Below are 10282 nucleotides of genomic sequence, written 5' to 3'. Positions count from 1 at the left end.
GTGGATGAGTTCGCCGGGCCGTTCGCGTTCGTAGCGGCGGATGAGGGTGCCGGTGGGCCGGTCGAGCCACGCGAGGCGGTGCAGGTGGTGACGGGTCAGGATCCGGTGGACGGTCGAGGCGGGCAGGTCCAGGATCGGTCCGATCCGGGCCGGTCCCAGCTTGCGGGCCTGCCGCAGTGCACACACCCTCGCCTCGACCGCGGCCGGCGTGCGGTGCGGGGTCGTATGCGGGCGGCTGGAGCGGTCGTGCAGCCCCGCCTCGCCCTCCGCGCGCCACCGGCGGACCCACTTGTGGGCCGTGGCCCGCGAGATCCCCATCTCCGCCGCGACATGAGCGACCGGACGGCCGGATACGACACGTTCGATGAGAAGCCGTCTGCCATGAACGGTCAGCCGGGCATTACGGTGGGACACGAAGACCTCCGAGTGGTGCAGTCCTAGACAGCTCCACCACACCGGAGGTCTTCGCCATGTTCAAGACCCACCACTGTCAACAACGCTCGTGATCAATACACCTAGGGCGTCAAGGTCGTTCATACAGTTGGGCGCTCCACCTTGACGCCCTGAACCACGCCCGCTCCACAAAGTGTGGGACGACGGCAGACGGGACGGCAGCCAGGAGCGTTGTGGCGAGGGCGCCAGTCAAGCCGCTCCACCACCCGCGTTGCATCTCGGGCCGTGCGACGATCCTCAGTGAACACGAGGAGGAGCAAGTGAGGTTGCGCAACGTCTCACCAGCCGACGTCGATGTCTACGTGCGGATGCGGTGCGATCCCGTCATGATGGCCGACCTCGGCGGGCCCCTGCCGCGTGAGGAGATGGCGGACAAGGTTCGCCGGGATGCCGAGCAGGCGGCGGCCGACCACGCGTGGATCAAGATGATCGTCCCCGACCCGGCCCGCCCCGAAATGGTGGCAGGGACGGTGACCCTCTGGTCCCACAACGCCGAAGACGGACCGATCTCCGAGATTGGCTGGATGGTTCTGCCTCAATTCCAAGGGAAAGGACTGGGCAAGCGTGCCGTCCGCGCCGTCCTGGAGCAGGCTCGGGACGAGGACCGCTGGGGAGTGGTGCACGCCTTCCCGGCAACAAGCAACGCCGCGTCGAACGGCATTTGCCGCTCGCTCGGCTTCCGCTTCCTCTCGGAGACCGATGTGACCTTCGCCGACCGGGTCTTCAGAACCAACCACTGGTCCGTGGAACCGAGGACACATCTGACCTGACGACTCCCTGCGGGACTGTGCACCGTCATACCGGACGGCGCAACCATGGCAGCTATCTACCGCGCCCGCCGCGTGCCCGATCCACCGGTAAAGCGCGGGGAACCACGGTCCCTCGCAGGTAGGACACATGAAGTCGGCCCCCGACCGATGTCCCTGGTCGGGGGCCGACTTGGTGTCTCTGGCTGCGGAGGATGTGAGATTCGAACTCACGGTGACATCGCTGCCACGACGGTTTTCAAGGTTGTTCAGGAGAGTTGGCTCGTCCATTGAGACTCCACCACCCTCAGCGGTAGAGGCGCCGATCGCGACGATGGGTGCAAGGGACTTTGGGCCGACTGTAGAGTCCGGTGAACCCAGCGGGGCAGAGGATCGTCACACACGGAAGGTGGGGGGACCACCTATGAAGATCAAGAGCAGACGTCTGGTGGTGGCAGCGTCCCTTATGTGCACCATTGCACTCAATTCATGCTCGATGAGTGGTGGCGAGGGCAAGGCCCAACCGAGGGACACCACGATGTTCTGCATTCTCTTGAGCGCTCACATGATGACCTCGGCTGACTATCCGGCCGCCGCGGCCATCGCTGAAGACGACCAGAAGATGCAGGAATATGCCGACCGGATCGCCAGCAACGAATCTGAGTACGCCGGTCTCAGCCAGACCACCAGCCAGTTCATCGCCGCCACCAACGCCACGGATGGGACCGCAGCGCGCACTCTGCTGCAGAGCTACTGCAAGGCGCACGGGCTTTCGCCTTCCCCACTGAACTGACGGCAGGCGGCGATCCGCAACGGATTGATGACCGTGCCACAGCCGTGCCAGATCGGGCGGGGACTCACGGGGAATCGCGGTAGCCGGCGGTAGCGGAACGGGATCGCGCCCAGCCTCGCCTAGCGCAGGTCAGCGCCGACCCTTGACACCCATCCTCCTAAAGCAGTGATCGCCCACCCAGCTGCCGTAGGCCAGTGCGGGCCGAGCCAGGTTCATGCGTTGTCCGCTGACGCCAGCTCGATCTGCCGCCGGCTGACGTAGCTTGCGAGGTCGCGTTTGATGACCATGACCTCTTCGACCCGTATGCGTATGGGTGCGCAGTACTGGCCATCGCACGATCGAGGGAAGCTACCGTCGATGAGCGAGATGCCGCTGAGCACCACAGCGCCGTCGTCGTCGATCTCCGTACAGAGGACCGGGTGGAACGAGCAGTCTTCGTAGATGTCCCCGACGCGGATGCCCGCCGGGTTACGCGGGTCAATTACTTCGATCATGTTGCTCAAGATGCCACAGCAGATACGACAAGGCGCGGCGTATTTTCGGGATGACGGAGGGCGTAGGACGTACAGCACACGGTCTGACCTGTGCAAACAGGTGGGACGCCATCGGCCTCCGGAGCCGGTGCAGTTCAGCAGCTCTGAGACACCGGCCGGCACGCGGGTGCGACGATGGCCCCATGGAAGACGCGCAGTTGCCAGCCGGATGGAGCCTCCAGCAGATTCGTGACCGTTCCGGCGACGGGCAAGCCACAGCGCTCAATACGGACCGCAGAGTGACCTATGGCGCGGTCGGCGATCTCCCCGAAGAGACGCTCCTGCCGGAGATCGTTCTCGGGTTCCACGACCTCGCCATCGTCAAGGCCATCGGTGACGACGACTGGTACATGGGCAGTCTGAACGATGACGGCAGCATCGTCTGCTGGAGCGCCTACACCGAGCTTGCCGAGGCGCTTCGCGGTCTCTAGCTTCGCCGCGGCATAGCGGTGTGCCCGATCCGTGCCCGGTCCGGCGGGAAGCGGCGGGGACGCACGGGGAACCACGGTCATGGTTCCGCTCCGGTCCAGGTCAGGCGCTTCCCAGGTCAGCCCACCACCACATCCCTGGTCTTCCAATCTAGGGCTCGGCGGTAGCCGTCATGAGTAGAAGCCGCGACCGTACTCGTCAGGTCCGACGGTGAAGTCGTCGGGGCGATCGCGCCGAAGCTCGTCGTACCGAACGGCGAACACATCTATGGCCTCGTGAATAGAGCAACCCGTGGCGTCGCGGATCGTCTTGAGGGCGGAGATGATGCGTCGTTGCAAAATGTCATGGTCCACGCTCTCAGGCAATCCGCTCATGAGCCCTCCGGCCGTCGGTACAGCAGCGAAGTACAGCAACCTCCCCGACCACCGTCAACCGGATATGACCTCTGGACCACTGGTGACCAGCCCCAACAGACCTCAGCGACCGTCGCGCCGGTAGTTCGCATCGAGGGGCAGCGCCGGAAGTACTGAAATACCCCTCACTCAGGGCCGAACGGCGGTAGCCGTTCCGTCAGAAGATTCCCCAGGGGTTGGGGTGCGGAGTGAGGGCTGGGTCCTCGGACCAGACCAGCCGGGCTTCGAGGTCGTCGCCGAGGAGCTCCTTGAGGCGGTCCACCGCCCAGCCGGTCCAGTAGACGGCGGTCGGGAATTCGGGCAGCCGGAAGGCCGGCAGGTCGGCGGGAAAGGCCTCCGGCAGGAAGACCGCCTTCTTGATCCGACCCGCCAAGCGCTTGGGCTTCGAGGAGCGCCGGGCGTCCAGGCAGTCGACGACGCTCTCCACCAGGTAGAGAACGTAGGACTCGGCGTCCGGGATGCCAGCCGGGCCATCGGCGATGACCAAGGGCTCGAAGCTCCCGGCACGGCACAGCTCCTCGCGCAGGAGGTCGGCGATCCGCCGGCTCAGCACCGGGGCACCCGGGGTCCCGGAGGGGAACTCGGTCGCGCGCAGGTGCACGCCCGGCTCGACGTCGCCGTCGTCCCACACGGCGCTGAAGCCTGCGGGCCGGCGGTCCTCCGGAGAGCCGTGGGACTGCCAGCCGACCAGCCTCTGCCGGGGCACGGTGTCGAGAAACAGCGATCGAAAGTCCCCCATGGACGGGAGCAGCCGGTAGGCCCGCAGCGGTGCCTCGGTCGCGTCAGACATCACGGCCCCGTCCACACGGCACCGGGGCCGGGAACGCCGGTCGCGAGTTCCCTCTCGACCTCGCTGCCGATGCGGCGCAGCTCGTTGCGGATCTCGGTACGGATGGCGCGTGCGCCCATCCCGGCGTCCTTGCTGGCAGCGACGAGGTCCTCCAGGTGGTCCGTGACGCGGCCCAGGAACGGTCCCCGGTGGGTGAAGTTGTGGGGTCGCGGGTGTCCCAGGGGAATGCCGTTGGCGGCGTCATTGATGTTAACTCCGTACCTCTGCAACAGTGCGCGCGCTCGGGCGCTGCCCGCGCGGTTCAGACTGGAGGGTACGAGATGGGCCGCCGCTTGGCCAGGATTGACCACCCCCCTCGCGGGCCATGTTCCTCCGCAGCAGAGCGGCGTTCTGCGCGCAGGTCAGTAGCCCGAGGTAGTCCACCCACGCCAGCGGATTGGGGACGTAGGCGCGCTCGTTGGGGCCCGCTTCCTGGCCCAGCGGGTCAGGGCTGACGTAGGCGGCGGTGACGGGGTCGTAGTGGCGGAAGTAGTTGTAGTGCAGTTGGGATTCGGGGTCGAAGTACTGGCCGGGAAAGCGCAGGGGTGTGGAGGCGCTGAGGTCGCCGTCACCGGCGGGGATACCCCACAGGGTGGTGCTGGAGCGCCAGGCGATGTCGCCGGTTTCGGTGACGAGTTCTGTCGGGGTGCCGACCAGGTCGGTCACGATGGCGAAGAAGCGCTGGTCGATGACGTCCTGCGGGGCGTCGGCCAGGGTCGTGCGTTCCGCCTGGGAGAGGACACGCATCTCGTCGCGCTCCCACGTGAGGGTCACCACTTCGGTGCTGCCCGAGACGTGGGTGGTCTGCTCCACGAGGTGGGTACCGTCCCAGGTGAAGCGGGTCTCTTCCTGGACGGTCGTCCCGTCGGGAGAGAGGCGCTGCTTGGCCGTGCGGCGGCCGAGGGGGTCGTAGAGGTAGCGCCAGAGCCGGCCGTCCGGAGTGGTGACGGTCGTCAGACGGTCGTCGGAGTCCCAGGTATAGCGCCAGGTGTCCGGTTTGCGGGACAGTCGGGTCTTCTGGCGTAGCACGACGCGGCCCAGGGCGTCGTGTTCGTACCGGATACGGCCCGCGCTCTGGACGAGGCCGCCGCTGGTGGTGCGCGGGCCATTGGCGTCCGTTTCGGCCGGGGTCGTGGCGTGGGTGAGATTGCCCGCCGGATCGTAGGCGTAGGTCTCGGTCCAGTCGGCGCCGGTCACGCCCGTCACGCGACCCACCCGGTCGAGGGAGAAGGAGCGGGTGCCGGTCGCCCGGTCCGTGATCGCGGTGAGGTGGCGGTCCTTGCGGTAGGTGTAGTCACGATGCAGCAGCACATGGGTGTCGGTGCCTGCGACGAAGCTGTCCGGTCCCGCCCCTGAAGCGGCTTCCGGGGCGGGGCCTGTGAGGGTGAGGGCCGCGACGAGGTCGGACTCGTTCCACTTCTGGGTGAGGCGGACCGTGGCCCCGAGGGCGCGTTCGATCTCACGTCCCGCGATGTCGTGCGTGAAGCTGAGGGTACGGTCGACCGAATGGATGGATTCGAGCCGGCTGTTGGCGTCCCAGGACCAGGTGCTGACCGACCCGCCGGGCGTGCGGCGTCCGATGCGGCGGCCGAGCGGATCGTACGTGTGCGTGAGGGCCCGTCCGTCGCAGGCCTCGGTGAGGACGCGGCCCAAAGGGTCCCGGTCGTACGTCAGTTCCGCGTCGCTGTTGCGTGCCCGGATCAGCTGGCCGGAGTCGTCGTAGGCGAGCGAGGTGATGCCGTCGGGAGAGTGCTGCTCGGTGATGCTCCCCAGCAGGTCACGGGTGTAGCTGATCGTCTGGCCCAGCCCGTTGGTGCGGGAGGTGAGCTGTCCGGCGGCATCGTGCGTGTAGGTGAGCGCGCCGCCGTGGAAATCCAGCTCGCGGACCATTCGTCCGGCCGCGTCGTAGTCGTAGGTCCAGGTGAGGCCCTGGGCGTTGGTGACGGCGGTCAGCTGAAGTTCTGTGTTGTAGGCGAACGCGACCCGCGCTCCGTCGGGGGTGGTGCGGGCCGAGGTCAGGTCGAAGTGCGTGCTCTCGAACGAGGTGACGCCGCCGAAGGGGTCGGTGTGGGCGACCATGTTCCCCTCCCCGTCCCACGCCCACGCCTCGGCGGAGCCGTCCGGCAGGGTCCGGGTCAGCGGCTTGCCTTCGAGGGTCCAGGAGTGGACGGTGGCGGCGCCGAGCGGGTCCACGACGGTGTCCACCCGGCCGAAGGAGTCACGGGTGCAGCGGGTGGTGGCGCCCAGCGGATCGGTGATCGCGAGCGGCAGACCGGCCGGGTCGTTCGCCAGCCGGTGCTGTCCGCCGAGCGCGTCGGTCACCGAGGTCAGGCCGCCTGCCGTGTCGTACGTGTACTCGGTGCGCGCGCCCACGGGATCGGTCGACGCGAGGCGGTTGCCCCGGTCGTCGTATTCATGGAGCCAGACGTGGCCGCCCTCGTCAACGATCCGCACCGGCAGATTCAGCTTGTTGTAGGTGAAGGCGACGCTCGTGCCGTTCGGGTACACGACGGCGGTGAGGTTGTCGGCCGCGTCGTAGCCGAGGCGCGTGGTGCGGCCGAGCGGATCGGTGACGGCGGTCAGCAGCCGGTTCTGCTGGTCCCACTCCTGCACGGTGATGTTGCCGAGCGGGTCCGTGGTGCTGATGGTCCGGTAGGCGTCGTTGTGCACGTGTGTCGTCGTATGACCGAGCGAGTTGGTGAACCTGGTGGTCCTGGTCGCATCGTCGTAGGCGAACGTGCCGGACATGAAGCCGTCCGTCCCGGTGGTGCGGACGACTCGCCCCGCGGGGTCGTACATATAGCCGTACTCGGTGCCGTTGCGGTCGGACCAACTGGTGAGACGGTGCTGGTCGTCGTAGCTGAAGCCCAGCGGCAGCCCGGAGGAGTTGTAGACCTCGGCGAGGTTGCCGCCCTGGTCGTAGGCGAACCGGACGAGGGTCGGGGCGTCAGGATCGGACAGCAGCTTGAAGGAGGTGATCCGGTTCTCGTGGGACTCCACGCCTATGTGGTAGCCGCCGTGATGCCGGATCGTGCTCGATGACGAAGCGGTTGCCCTCGCGGTCGACGACAGCGGTCAGCGGCAACCGGACGGACCCGGAGGAGGAGCCTGGAGTATCCAGGGGCCGGAACTCGAGCCTGCTCGCCTCACCGGGCACAGTGACGGACATGACGCCGCCCGGCGTTCCGTCCCAGGTCAACGGCCAACGGGGGCCGACCACCGGCGTGATCTGCTGCCCGGGCGCCGGGACCTGATAGTGCAGCAGCATTCCATCGGCCGCGGCGAAGCGTACTCCTTGACCGTCGATCTCCAGGTGCTGGTCGACGGTGGAGGCCCACGACGGACCGAACCAGGTTCCGGCCCTATACGAGGACACGTGCGTGCGCTGGAGGAGCAGAGGGAGGATCCCGGGCAGCTCCACATCGGTCTGCTCCAGGACCATCTCACCCGTGGAGACGTCGACCGGGTCCGTCTCGCAGACCCGCTCGCCCATGGTCTTTCCGCCCCGCCGGAGCGAGCCGAGCCCTTTGCGGAGCGCGTTACCCAGGCCGCCGAGATGACTGCCCATGCCCTTCATGAGCTTGGGCAGGTTCTTGGCCATCTTGAGCAGGCCGCCGGCGGTGGTCAGGCCTTTGAAACCGGGGATGCAGTCGAGGGCGGCGAACAACACGTCCCAGAGGGATGCTTTGCCTTGCGCGTACTTGATGAGGGTGTCGGCGAGGACGACCAGGGCGGCGGCGAGCACGATCCAGGCCAGCGGACCGCCGATGATCATCACGATGATGCCGAGCACGGCCACGATGACCTTGCAGACCGCGACGATCTCGTCCCAGTGGTCGGCGACCCAGTCGACCGCCTTCTCCCACCAGTGCTTGTTCTTGATCCCCGCGTCCGACGCCTCGTGCAGCGCGTGCTCGGCGGTCGACGCGGCCGTGTCCCGCAAATGCGCGGCCTGGGCGGCCAGTTCCTTGGCCGCGTCCAGGCGCTGCTGGGCCTCGTGGACGGCGGAGTTCGCGGACTTCTGCGCGTTCGAGGCGTCCAGCGCGTTTCGGGTGGCCGTCCGGACCTCTTCCGCCGACGGCGGCTCCACGCCCGGCTTCGGATCGGCCTGGTACTCCTTGGACTTGTCCCCGGCCCGCTTCACCCAGTCGTCCGCGTTGCCCTGCGTGGTCTTCGCCGCGTCCAGGTCATGGCGGGCCGTACGGCCCTGCGCCAGCGCCCGGTCGGCGTCCGCCTGCGCGGTCTCGAGCTTCGGCCAGTACGTCTCCAACGCACCCGACGCCAACCGGTAGGACTTCTCCAACTTCGTCAGCTCACCGGGCAGATCCCCGAACTGCTCCCGGTACGCGTCCGCCGCCAACCCGGCCCAGTCCTGCACCGCGTTGTTGCCGCTCAATCCCTTGACCGACCGCAGCGCCGACGACACGTCGTCCGCGAAGTCCCCCAGCTTGCGGGCGAGTTCCTTCACCTCGTACGGATCACCCGGAACCGGATCCCGGTCGAGGTCGAGTATGTGCCAGTCCGTAGGCCGATTTCCCATGTACGTGCCCCCGCGCATCGACTACCCGCCGCAGCTCCTGCCACTGTGCGAACGCTTGACCCTACAGAAGGGGTTCGAACCGGTCGACCGTGCCATGAGGACGGAGGGCTTCCCGCCGCAGGTCAACCGTGGGGGTGCCCAATCTCCGCAACCGGCAGGGACTGTCGACTTCCCGCAAACGGGCGGATCAGTCTATGCAGCGGTCGGAGGACAAAGGGCCGTGCTCTCTCTCGCCTGTCTCTCACAGGCTCCTCAGGGACGGGGCGTCATGGAGCCGGACCAGTCGTCATGGTGGTGCTTGCGGAACAGGACCCGGCCTGGGTGTTGGGGACTGCACCGGACCAGCTGATACGGTCCGTCAGGCTTTAACGAACGCTGGGGGTCAAGGGGTCGCAGGTTCAAATCCTGTTCGTCCCGACGGTGTTTACGCAGGTCAGAGGCCGTCTCCGCATTGCGGAGGCGGCCTCTGGTGTCTGGATTGTTCGATTCCAAATGTGAGAGCTTGTGGGAGGCGCGCCGCGCCGCCGTCTCGCAGGTCACGGCCCGTTCGAATCGGGATTCACTTGATTCGTTGCACGTAACCATCGCGGTGACTCGGAGAGCCGGACGCTCTTTCGTTGATGCCCGCAATGGGGTGCTGGGTGGGCAGCGCTGGCGGCGTTGCGGGCGGCTGACTGTAGGCGGGAGCATCGCCGCCATCGGAGCTTCGACCCGGCCGGACAGAGCCGGCGCGGCGACGAGGGCGGGGTGGTGCTAGAAACCGCCGTCCGTCGCGGGATGGCCGGCCCTCGATCTTCTCGACAAAAGTACGGCGGGGGCACGTTGGCCGATCGCTGCCGAGCGGCGGACCGACATGCCGATGACTACCAGCAGTGCGTCGGTCGTGGCTTCGGCGATCCAGGCCATTGGACGCTCGCAACGGCCCACACAGACCGGCCCGTTGACCCTGTGGTGTCGGCGTTGCGGACGGTGTGCACGTCATGGCGTGCAGTGGGCTGGTTGTTCCTGGGCCCGCCAGTGAGCTGGCCCTGACCATGTACAGTCGCAATCCGGTTGACTCCCTGCAACTGGACGGCGACCGACTTATCGTCGACCAGCTCGTTGCCTGGGACCCAGATGAGTAGTGTGACGATGCGTCACATCGTCCGGCCCGAGGACATGCCTCCCGCCTACGGCGGCACGGTTCAGGTGCTTGCGGCCCGCGTCAGTGCCTGTTGCCAAGATGGCTGCCCGTGCGACGCATTCCCTGCCGACAGCGCCCGCTTCTCCGTAGCGACAGTTCGGACCTTTCCCGTACATCACCGCTGCGGATCTGACCGGTGGATCCGAGGATGTCCTGCTCCCCGGAGCAGGGAAGAGGCGCCCCGCAGAGCTCGGCTCGGCCGCGCGCCTCGGTGACCTAGTTCACATCCGCCGCTACAACCATGTCGGCTTCATCCTGTTTAAGGCGCCTGTCTGTTCGCGAAAATGAAGCCCGGCTTTTGCCGCGCCCGAGTCGGCCGTTGACAAGAAATCTGGGCTGACCGTTTACTGCCCCAGTTCCTTG

The 10282-nt window shown here is 67.1% G+C and carries 9 protein-coding genes and 1 pseudogene; 3 read left to right on the top strand and 7 right to left on the bottom strand.

Annotated elements, in window-relative coordinates:
- Positions 1-414: leucine zipper domain-containing protein (locus G3I60_RS08985; protein ID WP_164606949.1), on the bottom strand; the 414-nt coding region annotated here is incomplete at its 3' end.
- A gap of 299 nt (positions 415-713) precedes the next feature.
- On the opposite strand from G3I60_RS08985, the gene G3I60_RS08980 reads away from it, so the two are divergent.
- Positions 714-1223 (top strand): GNAT family N-acetyltransferase, encoded by a 510-nt coding sequence (locus G3I60_RS08980; RefSeq protein WP_164293081.1) that lies wholly within the window; start codon positions 714-716, stop codon positions 1221-1223.
- 400 nt (positions 1224-1623) lie between these two features.
- Entirely contained in the window at positions 1624-1992 is a 369-nt protein-coding gene (locus G3I60_RS08975) for a hypothetical protein (protein ID WP_164293080.1), read from the top strand.
- 212 nt (positions 1993-2204) lie between these two features.
- Here the strand turns inward: G3I60_RS08975 and G3I60_RS08970 are convergent, their stop codons facing one another.
- Complete coding sequence (locus G3I60_RS08970) at positions 2205-2486, bottom strand: hypothetical protein (protein ID WP_164293079.1); 282 nt, start codon at positions 2484-2486, stop codon at positions 2205-2207.
- Positions 2487-2668: 182 nt separating this feature from the next.
- On the opposite strand from G3I60_RS08970, the gene G3I60_RS08965 reads away from it, so the two are divergent.
- The gene (locus G3I60_RS08965; protein ID WP_164293078.1) at positions 2669-2956 is read left to right on the top strand and encodes a hypothetical protein; all 288 of its coding nucleotides are present in this window, start codon (positions 2669-2671) and stop codon (positions 2954-2956) included.
- A 168-nt stretch (positions 2957-3124) separates the two neighbouring features.
- Here G3I60_RS08965 and G3I60_RS08960 read toward each other — a convergent pair whose 3' ends face one another.
- From G3I60_RS08960 to G3I60_RS45260, 5 genes and pseudogenes are all read right to left on the bottom strand, one after another.
- Positions 3125-3328, bottom strand: a complete 204-nt coding sequence (locus G3I60_RS08960; RefSeq protein ID WP_164293077.1) for a hypothetical protein — start codon at positions 3326-3328, stop codon at positions 3125-3127.
- Positions 3329-3524: 196 nt separating this feature from the next.
- A complete protein-coding gene (locus G3I60_RS08955; protein WP_164293076.1) occupies positions 3525-4157 on the bottom strand; it encodes a hypothetical protein in 633 nt (210 codons plus the stop codon).
- A gap of 122 nt (positions 4158-4279) precedes the next feature.
- A pseudogene (locus tag G3I60_RS45265) lies at positions 4280-4507 on the bottom strand (AHH domain-containing protein); the annotation flags it as partial.
- Positions 4407-7196 carry an RHS repeat-associated core domain-containing protein gene (locus G3I60_RS08950; RefSeq protein WP_343240850.1) on the bottom strand — a complete coding sequence of 930 codons (2790 nt, stop codon included), beginning with the start codon at positions 7194-7196 and terminating at the stop codon, positions 4407-4409. The gene G3I60_RS08950 and the pseudogene G3I60_RS45265, both read right to left, overlap by 101 nt.
- Positions 7144-8736, bottom strand: a complete 1593-nt coding sequence (locus tag G3I60_RS45260; RefSeq protein ID WP_239069632.1) for a DUF6531 domain-containing protein — start codon at positions 8734-8736, stop codon at positions 7144-7146. Before G3I60_RS45260 ends, G3I60_RS08950 begins: the two co-directional genes overlap by 53 nt.
- Positions 8737-10282: the final 1546 nt, after the last annotated feature.

The sequence above is a fragment of the Streptomyces sp. SID13666 genome (assembly GCF_010548325.1).
GTDB lineage: Bacteria > Actinomycetota > Actinomycetes > Streptomycetales > Streptomycetaceae > Actinacidiphila > Actinacidiphila fildesensis.
This window is presented reverse-complemented; position numbering and strand designations above follow the sequence as displayed.

Bases quoted from the DNA above. Each gene is read 5' to 3' on its own strand.
- G3I60_RS08975 (WP_164293080.1), top strand. From the start codon at position 1,624: ATGAAGATCAAGAGCAGACGTCTGGTGGTGGCAGCGTCCCTTATGTGC.
- G3I60_RS08970 (WP_164293079.1), bottom strand. From the start codon at position 2,486: ATGATCGAAGTAATTGACCCGCGTAACCCGGCGGGCATCCGCGTCGGG.
- G3I60_RS45260 (WP_239069632.1), bottom strand. From the start codon at position 8,736: ATGGGAAATCGGCCTACGGACTGGCACATACTCGACCTCGACCGGGAT.
- G3I60_RS08960 (WP_164293077.1), bottom strand. From the start codon at position 3,328: ATGAGCGGATTGCCTGAGAGCGTGGACCATGACATTTTGCAACGACGC.
- G3I60_RS08965 (WP_164293078.1), top strand. From the start codon at position 2,669: ATGGAAGACGCGCAGTTGCCAGCCGGATGGAGCCTCCAGCAGATTCGT.
- G3I60_RS08955 (WP_164293076.1), bottom strand. From the start codon at position 4,157: ATGTCTGACGCGACCGAGGCACCGCTGCGGGCCTACCGGCTGCTCCCG.